This window comes from Nodosilinea sp. FACHB-141 (assembly GCF_014696135.1).
Taxonomy (GTDB): Bacteria; Cyanobacteriota; Cyanobacteriia; order Phormidesmidales; family Phormidesmidaceae; genus Nodosilinea.
Window position 1 is genome coordinate 437,137 of record NZ_JACJPP010000011.1, and the last position, 14,411, is coordinate 451,547.

General features: G+C 56.5%; 12 protein-coding genes. 5 read left to right on the forward strand and 7 right to left on the reverse strand.

Translation table 11 applies throughout. The annotated features are described in order from the left end of the window. The first annotated feature begins 20 nt into the window (after positions 1-20). On the forward strand, positions 21-1,256 hold the full coding sequence (gene chlP / locus H6F59_RS10515) for a geranylgeranyl reductase (RefSeq protein WP_190523245.1): 1,236 nt from the start codon (positions 21-23) through the stop codon (positions 1,254-1,256). Positions 1,257-1,582: 326 nt separating this feature from the next. Here chlP and H6F59_RS10520 read toward each other — a convergent pair whose 3' ends face one another. Beyond that, on the reverse strand, positions 1,583-2,746 hold the full coding sequence (locus H6F59_RS10520; protein ID WP_190698702.1) for a GuaB3 family IMP dehydrogenase-related protein: 1,164 nt from the start codon (positions 2,744-2,746) through the stop codon (positions 1,583-1,585). Positions 2,747-2,914: 168 nt separating this feature from the next. Here H6F59_RS10520 and H6F59_RS10525 point away from each other — a divergent pair, with 168 nt between their 5' ends. The 4 genes from H6F59_RS10525 to H6F59_RS10540 all read left to right on the forward strand — a co-directional run bounded on the left by H6F59_RS10525 (position 2,915) and on the right by H6F59_RS10540 (position 7,323). Continuing rightward, positions 2,915-3,619, forward strand: coding sequence for an NAD-binding protein (locus H6F59_RS10525; protein WP_190698707.1), 705 nt, complete (start codon positions 2,915-2,917; stop codon positions 3,617-3,619). Between the two features lie 3 nt (positions 3,620-3,622). Continuing rightward, complete coding sequence (locus tag H6F59_RS10530; RefSeq protein ID WP_190698710.1) at positions 3,623-4,795, forward strand: anhydro-N-acetylmuramic acid kinase; 1,173 nt, start codon at positions 3,623-3,625, stop codon at positions 4,793-4,795. 146 nt (positions 4,796-4,941) lie between these two features. Further along, the gene (locus H6F59_RS10535; protein WP_190698713.1) at positions 4,942-5,403 is read left to right on the forward strand and encodes a hypothetical protein; all 462 of its coding nucleotides are present in this window, start codon (positions 4,942-4,944) and stop codon (positions 5,401-5,403) included. Between the two features lie 378 nt (positions 5,404-5,781). Continuing rightward, entirely contained in the window at positions 5,782-7,323 is a 1,542-nt protein-coding gene (locus H6F59_RS10540; RefSeq protein WP_190698716.1) for a serine/threonine-protein kinase, read from the forward strand. Between the two features lie 137 nt (positions 7,324-7,460). Here H6F59_RS10540 and H6F59_RS10545 read toward each other — a convergent pair whose 3' ends face one another. The 6 genes from H6F59_RS10545 to H6F59_RS10570 all read right to left on the reverse strand — a co-directional run bounded on the left by H6F59_RS10545 (position 7,461) and on the right by H6F59_RS10570 (position 14,402). Continuing rightward, positions 7,461-8,333 carry a universal stress protein gene (locus H6F59_RS10545; RefSeq protein ID WP_190523259.1) on the reverse strand — a complete coding sequence of 291 codons (873 nt, stop codon included), beginning with the start codon at positions 8,331-8,333 and terminating at the stop codon, positions 7,461-7,463. 603 nt (positions 8,334-8,936) lie between these two features. Further along, a complete protein-coding gene (locus H6F59_RS10550) occupies positions 8,937-9,131 on the reverse strand; it encodes an NblA/ycf18 family protein (RefSeq protein WP_190523260.1) in 195 nt (64 codons plus the stop codon). Positions 9,132-9,657: 526 nt separating this feature from the next. Then, positions 9,658-10,410, reverse strand: a complete 753-nt coding sequence (locus tag H6F59_RS10555; RefSeq protein ID WP_190698719.1) for a PP2C family serine/threonine-protein phosphatase — start codon at positions 10,408-10,410, stop codon at positions 9,658-9,660. A 20-nt stretch (positions 10,411-10,430) separates the two neighbouring features. Beyond that, complete coding sequence (locus H6F59_RS10560; protein ID WP_242021425.1) at positions 10,431-12,227, reverse strand: AarF/ABC1/UbiB kinase family protein; 1,797 nt, start codon at positions 12,225-12,227, stop codon at positions 10,431-10,433. Between the two features lie 197 nt (positions 12,228-12,424). After that, the gene (locus H6F59_RS10565) at positions 12,425-12,754 is read right to left on the reverse strand and encodes a DUF6825 family protein (protein ID WP_190523265.1); all 330 of its coding nucleotides are present in this window, start codon (positions 12,752-12,754) and stop codon (positions 12,425-12,427) included. Between the two features lie 124 nt (positions 12,755-12,878). Further along, positions 12,879-14,402, reverse strand: a complete 1,524-nt coding sequence (locus H6F59_RS10570; RefSeq protein WP_190698722.1) for a hypothetical protein — start codon at positions 14,400-14,402, stop codon at positions 12,879-12,881. Between the last annotated feature and the right edge of the window lie 9 nt (positions 14,403-14,411).

Below are 14,411 nucleotides of genomic sequence, written 5' to 3' on the forward strand. Positions count from 1 at the left end.
CAATAGTGGAGTAAGCACCCTTGGTACTTCGGGTAGCAGTAGTAGGATCAGGTCCAGCAGGCTCCTCGGCTGCTGAGACACTAGTTAGAGCCGGTATTGAAACGTACCTATTCGAGCGCAAGCTCGACAACGCCAAGCCCTGCGGTGGGGCGATTCCCCTGTGCATGGTCGAAGAATTTGATTTGCCGCCGGAGATCATCGATCGCCGCGTGCGCAAGATGAAGATGATCTCCCCCTCCAATGTTGAGGTCAACATCGGCAGCACCCTCAAAGAGGACGAGTACATCGGCATGTGCCGTCGCGAAGTGATGGATGGCTTTTTGCGCGATCGTGCTGCCCAGCACGGCGCTAAGCTGATTAACGGTACCGTTCACACCCTCGAAATTCCCACGACCGAGACGGGGGCCTATACCCTCCACTACACCGAGCACCGCGAAGATGGTCTAGTGGGTGACAACAAGTCGCTTCAGGTCGATCTGGTGATCGGGGCTGATGGAGCTAACTCCCGCGTCGCCAAGGCGATCAAGGCTGGGGATTACAACTATGCGATCGCCTTCCAGGAGCGCATTCGCCTGCCCGAAGACAAGATGGCTTACTACGAAGACCTGGCCGAGATGTACGTGGGCAACGACGTTTCCCCCGACTTCTACGCCTGGGTATTCCCTAAGTATGACCACGTTGCCGTAGGCACCGGCACCATGCGGGTCAACCAGGCCAAGATCAAGGGTCTTCAAGCCGGTATTCGCGCCCGCGCCGCCAAGCGTCTAGAAGGTGGCGAAATCATCAAAGTAGAAGCCCACCCCATTCCTGAGCACCCCAGACCTCGCCGCGTTGTCGGCCGCGTGGCTCTAGTCGGCGATGCCGCCGGTACCGTCACCAAGTCCTCCGGTGAGGGCATCTACTTCGCCGCTAAGTCGGCCCGCATGTGCGCCGAAACCATTGTGGAATTTTCCAACAATGGCCAGCGCATTCCCACCGAAGCCGACCTCAAGGTCTATCTGAAGCGCTGGGACAGGCAGTACGGCATGACCTACAAAGTGCTGGACCTGCTGCAAACGGTGTTCTACCGTTCCGACGCCACCCGCGAGGCCTTTGTCGAAATGTGCTCTGACATCGACGTGCAGAAGCTCACCTTCGACAGCTACCTCTACAAAACCGTGGTGCCTGCCAACCCCCTGGTGCAGATGAAAATCACCGCCAAGACAATGGGCAGCTTGATTCGTGGCCATGCGCTAGCTCCAACCCGGAGCTGGTAGTAGGGCGATCGTTCAGTTTCTTTCTAACCCCCTAAGCTGACTGGCTTTGACAATACTTTGTCAAAGCCAGTTTTTTATACTTGGTGAACCCAGAGTTCCTATTGATAACCTGACCCAACGCTCAACTCTTTGGCTCTAGCCTAAGCTTTGCTTCCACCGCTTTGTTGGCACGAAGCCCAGACGTTGCTTTGGCACCTTCCTGATGGTCAAAATCCCAGGCAGCCTACTTCAATAGAGAATTCCTAGAACTCCTACAAAAAAAGGCTGTTGGAAATCTAGATTTCCAACAGCCTTTTCTTAAGCAAGTGAGTCTTTGATAGTCTGGCTTATTTACCCATGCCGAGCTGCTGAGCTTTCTGGTAAACCTTACCCTCCGTCAGCAGCGAGGGAGCAATTACTACCTCTACCTGCTGCATCTCCTTCAGGTCTTTAGCCCCCAGGGTGCCCATGCTAGTTTGCAGCGCCCCTAAGAAGTTGTGGGTGCCGTCGTCTAGCCCGGCGGGGCCGCGCAGAATTTGCTCCAGACTGCCGGTAGTACCCACTTTGATACGGGTGCCTCGGGGCAGCACCGGGCTAGGGGTAGCCATCCCCCAGTGGAAGCCGCGACCTGGAGCTTCGGCGGCGCGGGCAAAGGGTGAGCCAATCATGACCCCGTCGGCTCCGCAGGCGATGCACTTGCAGATGTCGCCGCCGGTGACCAAGCCGCCATCGGCGACGATCGCCACATAGCGCCCAGTTTCGGCGAAGAAGTCGTCGCGGGCGGCAGCGCAGTCGGCCACGGCGGTCGCCTGAGGAATGCCAATGCCTAGCACTCCACGCGAAGTGCAGGCGGCACCGGGGCCAATGCCCACCATGACGGCAGCAGCCCCAGCTTTCATTAGATTGAGAGCGACTTCGTAGGTGACGCAGTTGCCCAAAATTACCGGCATGGGCATCTCAGCGCAGAAAGCGGCGAGATCGAGCGGGCTAATGTCTGCCGGGGATAGGTGGGCAGTGGAAACCACCGTGGCTTGTACAAACACCAGGTCAGCGCCGGCTTCAGCAATGGTGGCCCCAAACCGGGAAGCTCCAGCGGGAGTGACGCTCACTGCCGCTACCCCACCCCCAGCCTTAATGGCTTGAATGCGTTTAGTGATCAGCTCGGGCTTAATCGGTTCAGCATAGAGAGCCTGCATCAGGCCGACAAATTCCTCTTTGCCCACCGAGGCAATTTTGTCGAGGATGGGGTTGGGGTCGTCGTAGCGGGTTTGAATGCCCTCTAGGTTGAGCACGCCCAGAGCTCCCAGTTCCGAGAGCCGAATTGCCATGCCCACATCGACGACGCCATCCATAGCGCTAGCGATGATAGGAATCTCACGCTCAACGCCACCAATTTGCCAACGGGTGTCGGCCAGGCTTGGGTCTAGGGTGCGAGGCCCAGGCACTAGGGCAATTTCGTCAATGCCGTACGCTCTGCGGACTACTTTGCCGCGACCAAGTTGTATATTCACGTCCTTACTTTACCCTCTGGGCCAAAACCATTAGGCTAGCCTAGCAAAAAAGAATTCTCGCCGTATAGCCATTGGGCTGAAACCCCGTTGTCAACAGGGATACCGATGGTGGGTGATAATATTGGTCAGGCTCGAGCTAGAGCAGTATTTTTAACGGGGAAAACGGTTGTGAATCTGTCGTCGCTGACGTTTTTGCGCAAAATGCGATCGCCCAATCGCCAGTTTGCCGTGATTGGTTTAGGGCGGTTTGGTCGAGCGGTATGCGCCACCCTCAACAACCTGGGTTATGAAGTGCTGGCTGTCGATACCAACGAGATCCATGTTAGCCAGGCAATGACCGACCAAATTGCCGCCCATGCCCTCCAGCTCGATAGCACCCAACCTTCGGCTCTCCGCGAAGCGGGCATCACTGATTTTGATACGGTGATTGTGGCGATCGGCAACTATGTCGAAGAAAGTATCATTACCACCCTCAACTTAAAAGAAGCGGGGGTTAAAAACGTGGTGGCCAAGGCGTCGTCAGAGATCCACGGCAAGCTGCTCGATCGCGTTGGTGCCGATCACGTCGTGTTTCCAGAGCACGAGATGGGCTGCGATCTGGCGCGATCGCTAACCTCCCCCGGCATTCTCGATCGCTTCGAAATCGACCCCAACCACTGCATTGCCGAGATCATTGTGCCTCAGGCCTTTGACCAAAAAACCATTGTCGACCTTGACCTGCGCAACCGCTACGAACTAACCCTGCTGGCGGTGAGTCAAGACAACGAACCCGAGCAGTTTGAGATCAACCCCAGCCCCGTCACTCGGCTCAAAGCGGGGGGGCTGATGGTGGTCATCGGCAGCAATAAAGGCTTAGAGCGTCTACCGGTATAGCCCATGCGCGTGATTGGACTAATTAGCGGCACCTCTGTTGACGGCATTGATGCCGCCCTGGTTGATTTGGAGGGGCAGGGCTACGACCTGACGGTGTCGTTGGTCGAGGGGCTAGCCTATCCTTACCCCGACGAGCTGCGTCGGCAGATTTTGGCGCTGTGTGCGGGGGAGGCGATCGCCCTCGACCAACTGGCCGCCCTCGACGATGCTGTGGCCGAGACTTTCGCAGCAGCAGCCCAGGCGCTAATCGCCCAGGCTGGCCCCGCCGAACTGATTGCCTCCCATGGGCAGACGGTATTTCACCGGCCAGTGGGTAGACCGGCACTGCCTGACCAGGGACCAACGCGGCTGGCCTACTCGCTGCAGCTGGGGCGCGGGGTGGCAATCGCCCAGCAGACCGGCTTACCCACCGTCAGCAACTTTCGTCAAGCTGATATTGAAGCGGGGGGTGAAGGGGCACCGCTGGCGCCGATCGTCGATCTCTGCTTACTCAGCCACCCCATCGAGCGGCGCTGCGTGCAGAATTTAGGCGGCATTGGCAATGTTGCCTACCTCCCCGCCTGGAACCGTCAGGACAGTGCGCCCAAGGTGCTGGGCTGGGATACAGGGCCGGCCAATTCCCTCATTGACATAGCAGTGCATACCTTGTCGGCGGGGGCGCTTACCTACGACGTTGACGGCGCTTGGGCTGCCCAGGGCACTCCCTGTCTGCCCCTGATCAGTCAGTGGTTGGCGCACCCCTACTTCACTCAGCCGCCGCCAAAATCCACCGGGCGCGAGCTGTTTGGTTGGGAATTCTTTGAGCAGTGCCGTCAAGATGCTCAGAGGGAGGGGTTAGCGCCGCAGGATTTGGTGGCGACCCTGACCGAGTTCACAGCGGCCTCAGTGGCCCAGGAGTACCGCACCTTTTTGCCCGCCCTACCCGATCGCCTGCTAGTGTGCGGCGGCGGCAGCCAAAACCCAGTGCTGATGGCGCGTCTCCAGGCGCGGCTGCCCGAGACAGTGGTGCAGACCACCGATGCAGTGGGAGTGTCAGCCAGCTATAAGGAAGCGATCGCCTTTGCGGTGCTCGGCTACTGGTATCGCCAGGGCTTCCCCGGTAACTTGCCCGCAGTGACTGGAGCCATCTGCCCTGTTGTGCTTGGGCACGGTAATGATATTGCCCTGCCCCGCTAGATTAAAGGGTTGACGAGGCCCATACCCCAGTCTGAGCAATAGGGCGTATGCTTGAGAGGCACGGGACAGAGGACAGCGGGCTATGCCGGACATCAGCAGCGACACAACCGATGTCGCAGGCCATGTCAAAGCTGAGGGAGCATTGTGTGGACCATAGCTTTTTAATTGAGCCTGGCCGGTGGACGCTCCAGGGCAACTGGATGGAGCGCGATCGGCTGCCTACGCCAGTGAAGGGAAAAATCCTAGTCGCCTGGAGTCGCGACGACTGGTTCACGATGGTGATGAAGCTGGTTTTGCCCGATACTCAGCCCAACGAGATGGCGCTTCAGTACCGGGGCCGGTTGACCAGCGGCGACTGTCAGTACACGTTTGTGCTGCAGCACAGCCTGCTAGGTCGGGTAGAAGGAGAGGGCTGGGTGGCCCCTGACTCAATCATTCAGCGCTATTGGGCTTTGGGCGATCGCCAGCGCCGCACGGGCTTTGAGACCCTATATCGCCTCGACCACGATCGCTACCACCTTTCTAGCGGCATTATGACCGGCCACTACCTGACCAGCGCCATGGAAGCAACCCTTCATCTGCAGGGGACCTCAGCGCCAGGGATGTAAACGGCCTCTCTATAAGTGCTTTCAGGAGAATGTACTACAGTAAAAACAACACCTTTTAGACGCAGCTGGGCATATTAACTCTATGGTCCCTAGCCGTGGGCGGAGCCCAACCTGAGATATTGCGGGGTGCACAATTGAGATGAATGTTAGTCAGCAGGGCGGCAGCGGGCACCATCATTTCCTAGGTTAACAACTACGGGCTCTACGATTGGTCTAGCTTCGGTTCGTTGATCCGCTTGGCAATGGACGGCTCACTGAGTTGAGTAAAGCGGTTAGGTTTTGGGCCTCAGATCCGTTGCCGCCCCTAGTTTATATTCTGCTTCGCTACACACCCTCTGACTTGCCTGCCCCTCCCTGCCTTTTGGCTAATACCGTTCTATGGCTGACTCAAACCTGGGCTGTAAACTGGCCAATCGCTACGAATTACTAGAACCTATTGGCCAGGGTTCGATGGGTCGGGTGTATCTAGCCGAAGACCTGCTGCTGGGCAGCGTGAAGGTGGCGATCAAGCTGCTTTCCCAGACCCTACCTGGCGAAAAACTGCGCGATCGCTTCATGCAGGAGGCCATGACCTGTGCTCAGCTGGGCCAAAAAAGCATTCATGTCGTGCGTGTCACTGACTACGGCGTCAGCGACGAAGGGGTACCTTTCTATGTGATGGAATATTTGCAGGGGCAAAGCCTCAGCCATCTGCTCAATCTTCAGCCCCTGCCTATGCCTCGATTTTTGGGCCTGATTCGGCAAATTTGTCTCGGTCTTCAGGCTGCCCACGAAGGCATTATTCTCAAGACCCAGCCTCAGCCGGTGCCCATTATTCACCGCGACATCAAGCCCAGCAACATCATGATTGTGCAAGACCCTACCCTAGGGGAGCTGGCGAAGATATTAGACTTTGGCATTGCCAAACTCATGCAGGTCGATAGCGATCAGACCAATTGCTTTATGGGGACTCTGGCCTACGCTTCCCCTGAGCAAATGGAAGGCCGCGAGCTCGACGGTCGCTCCGACATCTACAGCCTCGGGGTGATGATGTTTCAAATGCTGACCGGCCATTTACCCCTGCGGGCCAGCAGTCATACCTTTGGGGGCTGGTACAAGGTGCACCAGACCCAGTCGCCCAAGCTCATGAGTGAGGTGGCCAGTGGCATTAAAATTCCTAAGCTGCTCGAAGACCTGGTCATGGGCTGTATGGCTAAGCTCGCCGATGAGCGCCCCCAGAGCACCCAGGAAATTTTGAAAATTCTAGAGCCGCTTCAGTCTCGCTACGTTAACGGCTTTCGCATTAGCCAGCGAATCAGCACCACCCTCAGCCGAGTGCCGGTCACTCGCCAGCCAACAGCCACCGAGTCGCTCCAGGACGACCAGGTCTGTAAGTTAACTGTGTGGCCTACGGCTAAGCCTGTAGCCGAGATTGTCTTTCCCCACTCGCTGCCCACCAGCCAGGGGCCTTTGGCCACCCTGTGGGCGATGATGCCCGAGGCCGAAATCAACCGGCGGCTGGTCAGCACCCGCTACAACACCTTTATTTGCACCATGGCTCCCCACCCCATGATGCTCTGGCTGACGGTGCTCTACAGCAGTTCCCATGGCGCACGCTGGCTGCCCTGCTACCTGGATCTCAAAACGGCTTTAGGCCAAGACATGGCTGGGCTGCTGGGTAAAACCGGTAGCTATAAGCTGCTGCTCTTTGCCCTAGAGAACCCGCGTCCTTGTGCCCATGTGTTGAGCTGTAATGTCTCCGACCTTCAGCGCAGTCTGCTTCAAGAGTGGGCGCTGACTGCTCGCAGCCGCCCCTCCACCGGGGCGATCGCCACCAGCCGCGACCTGTTGCGCAACGAACTACAAACTAAGCTCAAACCCAAGGTGCTGCAAAAGCTAGAGTCGATCTACGTCGATACAGGCTCTAGCCTCTCTGACTAGAGCACCAGATATAGCCTCGTCAGATCGGTTAGGACATCCTGCATAGTCCTTGGATCGATGGCTGTATGCTATTGCTCCGCCCTAGTTTTTGCTGGTGGTAATAACTTGTGTCCAAGTGCAGTGGCAACGTTGTATATCTAAGCCGGGAAAAACAGCACTGGATGCCAGCTGCTGCGCAAGATCTCGCGGGTAAGGCTGGGGGCTGACCACTTGAGAACGCCGCCAAGGTTGCTAGAGCAGGCGGCGATCGCCCCTATATCGTGCGTTTCTGCCGTTTTCAAAATTTCTGTCAAGGGGTTGCCCTCGACGACGGTGGTGTTGACGACTAAATTGAGGGCAGCTAACTCTGACTGAAGCTGGTCGAGTTCCTGTTCAGCTTGCTTCAGGGGATTATTGCCTCTCAACTCCCGGCGCACGCTTTCATCAACAACCCATAGCAGCCGCACCCGCTCTAGCACCGAGTTGGGGTTGTTTTTCACCTGCTGATGAATTTTTTTGAGCAAACTTTTGCCACCCTGGGTGCCGTTGTAGGGAACTAGCAGGTAGCGGAACAGGTGAGCACAGCGCAGTTTTAGCTCAGCGGTAGTGTAGGTCGACACGAGCTGGGGCCGCAAAATAACGATGGGAATCGTTGTCTTTTCGGCCAGATTAGCGGTAGTGCTGCCAAAGAGTTTTTCTTCCAGCAGGGTGCGGGTTGGGCTGCCCAAAAAAATCACGTCGCTCTGGTGCTTTTTGGCTAGGCGCAAGATGCTTTCGCTGGCGCGTCCCATCTGTACTTCAACGGTCACATCGATGTCGCTGGGTACATCGCGCAGCAGGGTCTGCAAGCGTTGGCGGGGTTTTTCTAGCAGCTCTGGGCTATCTCGCGGAATTTCCCGCTCTCCGTCTACCGAAACGTTGTGAAAAAATACGAGGGACTTAAACCCTCCAGCGACGAGGCTCGGCACAAACTGGGCAAGACGGTAGATACCATCGTTGAAGTCGGTACAAATGAGCGCGCGCTGAAACATAGGTCCCCCGTTCAGGTGCAACAAAGCGTACAAAATCTGCGATCGCTCAATCTGGCAATCGTGCGGCATGTCCCTACAGACTATTGGCAGCCGTCGGGGAAGCCCTTCTCCCTACCATAGCGTTAGATAGGGCCGTTTTAACCCCTGAAAGGTCGCAACTCCCCTCTGCTCGGAGGTTCTATAGGTCAAGCTAAACTGCTTAGATATCGACGGTAGCGATGTCGACGTACCAAAAATCAGAAATTGGGCAGAACTGAGATCTAAACAAGGTTAGATTGACCGACTTCCTATGCTCTCGCTGCACAGGGGCATTGGGTCTATTAAAGATAGCTACTTTAGCTGTGGGCCAAGGGGCAGAGACGCATTGCAAGCGGTTGATTTGAACCCTTAACACAACTATGGCTGTAAAAAGCGACTACAAAAAACGAGTGGGTTGAAGCAGGTGGACTTTGACTAACGGAACTAACGTGAGCTTCGATTCTACAGTTGATGAAAACGTTTTCTAGCATCGAAGGTGACGCCCCGGCATCCCCGGCCTGATTCAAGAGAATCGTGCAAGAGAGGGAGGTCGCCGTCTTCATGCTGTTTAGGCAACGCGAGAACCTAGACTTGGGGAGTTGGCCCAATCCCCCATTCGTGCTTGAGAAAGTGCTTGTACATCGTTTCTCGCATCATCATCTGCTCATACATCTTGACTAGGAACTGCTGAGCCTGCTCCCGGCTCATTTTGTCAACTTGGGTCTCAAAGGACCTCAAACTAAACTGCTGCTCCAAAGAGAGTTGCATCGGTTCGTTCATGGATTTGCTCCTGTGAGAGAGAGAGAACAACACCCCAGTAATGGCTATAACGACCAAGCTGAGCCTGAGTTATGCCTAGCTGCACGGGTTAGCCTCCCTAAGGAAAAACCAATCCCAGCACATCTGGTTTCGCTACCGGAATAAGTTGTAGCCACAGTACCGGCCTAGGCCAATACGTAATGGTTTACAAATTATAACGATCATTTGACAAAGATCCACTTACTGGTGTTGTAAGCGAATATAACAAGCCATTCCCAAACCGTCATCTGTCGGCAGAGAATTTACAACTTTTAGCAATGTCTGCTAAGTAAAAATGCTCAGAGCAAACTTCTTGATGTATTCGGTTACTCAGGCCCAGACAGCACTGGTACAGGGGTGCGTTACCCGCATTATTGCGTGGTCACAGCATCTCCAGCCGCCTCGAATGAAGGTTGTAGGAGCTATCTTCAATGCGATTGCATCGCTCAAAAGACTGACTTGGTGCAAATGAAATACCTGCCTCTCAGCGGGTAGGTAGTCGCCCAAACTAGCTGTCTATGCCAGAGGGTGCTGATAGATTTACGACTACCACCGTGATGTTGTCGCGGCCCCCCCGCTGTTTAGCAGAATTGACCAGGGCTGTGGCCGCCGCCTCACAGGCGCGAATCGACTTTAGGTGAGAGGCAATGAGATGATCCGATAGTTCTTCGGTGAGACCATCGCTGCACAGCAGTAGGCGATCGCCACTATGCACCTCAATGGGTTGAATATCAATTTCGGCAAGGTCATCGCGTCCCAGACACTGCGACAGCACGTGGCGCCACGGATGGCTGCGCGATTGAGCTGAGCTGACCTCACCCGCTCGAATGGCTTTGGCGATCCAGGTGTGGTCTTCGGTGATCTGCTCGAGGTGGTGGCCCCGCAGACGATAGAGGCGAGAGTCGCCGACATGGGCGCACCAGGGCTGCGGATCGCTGTCACGGAAGGTGACTAACACCACGGTAGTGCCCATGTCTGCCCGTTCGGGGTGACGCCTCTGGTCGTCGAGAATGGCATTGTTGGCCTGGCGCAAGGCTTGCTCTAGAAGCTGAGCCGTGGCTATTTCGCCGTGCCAGTGCTGATGTAAAAAGGTCTTAATGGCGGCGGTGGCTAAGCGGCTCGCTTCCTGTCCCCCAGCATGGCCACCCATGCCGTCTGCCACAATGAAAAATCGTCCCTCAGGGTCGATGTAGTAATCATCCTGGTTGCTGGTGCGCAGCAGGCCCGGATCAGATAACCCTGAAAAAACACAATCCACCATAGCAAACTTGAGCTAAACCATTAAGGCAATCGATCGGCCCGGTTGACTTGAAGCACCGCTCGCAAAAACGCGATCCCAGTGCCCGCCGCCAGTACTCCAGGTACTAGGGCCAGCCAAACGAATTCAGATAGTACCAGTACCGTTGCCGAAAGGGTAAACGCCCCCACCAAAATGGCATAGTTGTTGGCCATCGTGACCCCACTAATGCGGCGCAGGGCGCGATCGGTCTCAATCGAGCGCACTCGTACCCGAATGTCACCGCGCTCTAGTTTGTCGAGGGTGTCTTCGATGCGCCGGGGAAGACCCAGGGCAGAGGTACTGACTTGGGCAGCCTGGCGGCTGAGTTCACCCAGCAGACTGTTAGCTCCATCGGTCGGATTGCCATTGGACATAAGCTGTGCAGCAAACGGCCTAGCCGCTTCCATAAAGTTAAACTCGGGGTCGAGCCCTTTACCTACCCCTTCCAAGGTAGAGAACGCCCGCATCACAAAGGTAAACGTGGCCGGAAAGCGAAAGGGCTGATCGTAGGCAACGGCGTAAAGGTCGTCGCTGATGGCATTGATAGACTGCTCCTCAAAGGGGCGGTCCATAAAGTTATCCAAAATATACTGGATTGAGCGACGCACTGGGCTCATGTCATCGATTTGTGCCAGTGCCCCCAACTCCACCAGGGAGTCCATTACCTGCCCAGCATCACGCCGGGCTACTCCCATGAACGTGCTCATCAGCCGCTGGCGAGTCATAGGCTGTACCTGGCCCATCATGCCGAAATCGTAGAAGATTAACGAGCCATCAAGGCTAACGGCAACGTTGCCCGGGTGGGGGTCAGCATGAAAAAAGCCATTGTTCAACAACTGGTGTAGGTAGGCTTGAGCTCCCAACCGAGCCAGGCGCTTACGGTCCAACCCAGCGGCTTCAAGGGCATCGTAGTGACTAATTTTAATGCCGGGCATGTACTCCAGGGTGACCACGCGAGAGGAGGTCAACCGCCAGAAGACGCGAGGCACGTTGACCCAGTCTTCGCCGCGGAAGTTGCGACGAAAGGTGTCAGCATTGCGGCCTTCGTTGAGGTAGTCGATCTCTTCCCATAAAATGCGGCAGCACTCTTCGTAGATGCCTAACCAGTCGCGGCCTTTACCCCAGCTGGGATGGCTCTGAAAGTAGCGAGCGATGCCCTTGAGAATAGATAGGTCGATGGTGAAGAGCGATCGCAGCCCTGGACGCTGCACCTTCACCACCACCTCATCGCCGCTGTGCGTCTGAGCCCGGTGTACCTGCCCTAGGCTAGCCGCCGCCAATGGAATCGGATCAAAGGTGCGGTAAAGGGTGTGGATAGGCTTGCCCAAGTCAGCCTCAATAATGTCGCGGGCCTGCTCATAGCTGAAGGCCGGCACCCGATCTTGAAGCTTCGACAATTCCTCCACAAATTCAATGGGGAAAATATCGGCACGGGTTGAAAAGAGCTGCCCTACCTTAATAAAGGTAGGACCCAAATCGAGTAGGGTTTCGCGGATCCATACGGCCAGCTCTCGCCGTCGGGCAGTCTGGGCTTCAGCCGTGATGGTGCCACCGTAGCTCCAGGCTTTGCCGTAGAGCCATCGAGCCCACAGCAGCCGCAGCACAAAACCCCAAATGTCGACAAAGCGACGCTGGCGGGAATATCGACCCTGGTTCCAGCGGTAGGAGTCTTGACGGAAAGGCGGCGACTTTTCACCGGCAGCAGAGGCAAGGCTCGCCGTGCCGGCTAGGCCCAATGGAATGGGAGCAGTTCCGTCTAGGGGGTCTTCGAAATGTGAATCATTTGGGCTGCCATTCATGCCTTCAACATAGCTAAAGTCACCCTCGCCGTTGTCGAGAGGGGAAGGCAGCTTGGCCGATGCGGAGGAATCAGAAACAGCAGACACTCAAGTTCCTAAGACAGAAGGGATGGCAGCAACTTACAAACCGATATAGTTCCGGGCAGCAGCCCCGACAGGTTTAGACTTAGCATGAAGCCAAGCCGATTTTTTGGCTTTTAGATCTGGGAAGTAGCCCGATACTGCTGTAAGGCAACGCGTACCTGGGCAATTTCGGCTCGCAGGTTATCAATAGTGGCCTGTAGATCGGTGACTGAGCCCGTTGAAGCCGATGCTGTATTTCCCATGGAGGGTTCTCCAGCTTCTGCTTCTACCTGCTGAGCTCGAGCCATTACTTCTTCCGTAAACTGGCGAAAGTATTCCCGCTGCTCGGCGTCAAACTTACCCACCAGGCTCAACCCATCGGTCAACAACCGCTCGGCGCGCTCATTAACCGCATCGGCTAGGGCGCGGCCAACATAAAACGCATGCAGCACGGGGCTACTCATGGCAAACCTCAGGAAGAACGGATGATGTAGCGGAACTCGCTTAACTGTAGAGAATTATAACGTCCTTATTCCTCTAGCACCGGGCGGATATTGGGTTAAGTTTTGGTTTACTCAGTAAAACCGTCTAGCTAGATGACGGCGTTGGGGCCGGTGGGGCTAGGGGGGCGGGGGCTAGGGGCGCTGGAGCTGCTTCTTCCGTCGGAACGGGCTCCACGAGGACTGGTGCGGGCAGCGGCTGCGGTGCTGGAGCGGGCTCCACAGGCAGTGGCGCGGGGTCGCTGGGGAATATGGGTTCAAACTCAGGTATGGGCTCGGGTTGGGTGGGCACGGGAGTTTCCCAGTCTTCTACGGGTTCAGGGATGGGTTCAGGGACAATTTCAGGTTGGGGCACCGCTGGGGGTGGGGCAGCAGGTTCTTGAGGGTTGGGGGTAAAGTCGGGTACTGGCGCCGAACCCGGGGGTGGCGTGTTGCTGTAGTCGGGGCGATCGCGCCGGGCTGGGGCATCGGCCCAGGGCTGCAAGAGGTCGTCACCATTCCAGTCAGGGAGCGGAGGAAACGATTGATTGGGATTGAGGCGCTCTTGACTAGCAGAGCTGGCCGGCTGGAGCCGAGCATAGAAGCCAAACCCTAGGCCGCTGATTGTAGCCATCAGCCCAGTCACGACTAGAGCCAGCATTGGTAGGGAACGATTCTGGCGTTGGGTTGAGCTAACTAGGGTGTTGACCTGCGCAGGATAGTCAACTTTTGTTTGGGGTTGGGCTCCGGGGTCAGATTGGCCGAATACTACCCTGGTCGGGGGGCCGGTAAAGCGCTGGGGTGCTGCACTGGATACTGCACTGGGTGCTGGTGTCGCGGGTAGCTGCTCAGGGGGTGGCAAAAGGGCTTTCCACTCCGCCAAAGTAACGGTGGGTGTTGGTTCTTGCAGAGTTGGTGTAGCCCCGTTTAAAGGCCTGGGGCTACCGAGGGCTAAGGCCGTATTAACAACGGTGGGTAGCTCGGGGTGTCGACGACGAACTTCCACTGTTAGGGGAGCGTTGGTAGCCTCCGCCCGCTGACCGGTTAGCAAAAAATACAGCAGGTGAGTAAGTCCGCGCACCAGGGCTGACTCTTCTGGGGAGACATTTTTGTCGATAGGTTGTGGGATGACGGGGGTGGATGGCGGCAGGTCAAATCCTGTGAACGTGATGGTCTGCTCCTGGGGCTCGTACCACACTTGATCAGGGGTCAATCGCAACCCGGCCCAGCCTAGGGGGTGGAGAGCCTCGAAGGCTTCTGTAAGGCGCTGAACAATAGCCATGCTAGAGCGAGGCGCTAGGGAGTTGGCTTCCGTTACTAGACGATCGAGGGGGGTGCCGGGGGGACTGGCTAGGGTTTGATAGCAGACGCCCTCTTCTTCAAACCCCCCTAAGCGGGCTGGAAATGCTGCCTGCTTGAGGCTGTTGACTTGGTCGAGGTACCGATAAAACACCTGGCGCTGTGAGACATCGGGCAAGGTTGCTGGACTGCGACTGCCCAGTATGCGCAGCTGAATCCACTGCCCCTTAGACACATCCATCGCTAGATAGACGGGGCCAACGGCATCTTCGGCCACCCACGCATCAATTACGTAGGTGCCGTTTTGAAGGGCGGTGCCCACGGCTAGGGTCATAAAAGCAGA

Coding starts and splice junctions, on each gene's coding strand:
- H6F59_RS10565 (WP_190523265.1), bottom strand. CDS start 12,754: ATGAGTAGCCCCGTGCTGCATGCGTTTTATGTTGGCCGCGCCCTAGCC.
- H6F59_RS10560 (WP_242021425.1), bottom strand. CDS start 12,227: ATGAATGGCAGCCCAAATGATTCACATTTCGAAGACCCCCTAGACGGA.
- H6F59_RS10555 (WP_190698719.1), bottom strand. CDS start 10,410: ATGGTGGATTGTGTTTTTTCAGGGTTATCTGATCCGGGCCTGCTGCGC.
- H6F59_RS10570 (WP_190698722.1), bottom strand. CDS start 14,402: ATGACCCTAGCCGTGGGCACCGCCCTTCAAAACGGCACCTACGTAATT.
- H6F59_RS10540 (WP_190698716.1), top strand. CDS start 5,782: ATGGCTGACTCAAACCTGGGCTGTAAACTGGCCAATCGCTACGAATTA.
- H6F59_RS10545 (WP_190523259.1), bottom strand. CDS start 8,333: ATGTTTCAGCGCGCGCTCATTTGTACCGACTTCAACGATGGTATCTAC.
- H6F59_RS10550 (WP_190523260.1), bottom strand. CDS start 9,131: ATGAACGAACCGATGCAACTCTCTTTGGAGCAGCAGTTTAGTTTGAGG.
- H6F59_RS10530 (WP_190698710.1), top strand. CDS start 3,623: ATGCGCGTGATTGGACTAATTAGCGGCACCTCTGTTGACGGCATTGAT.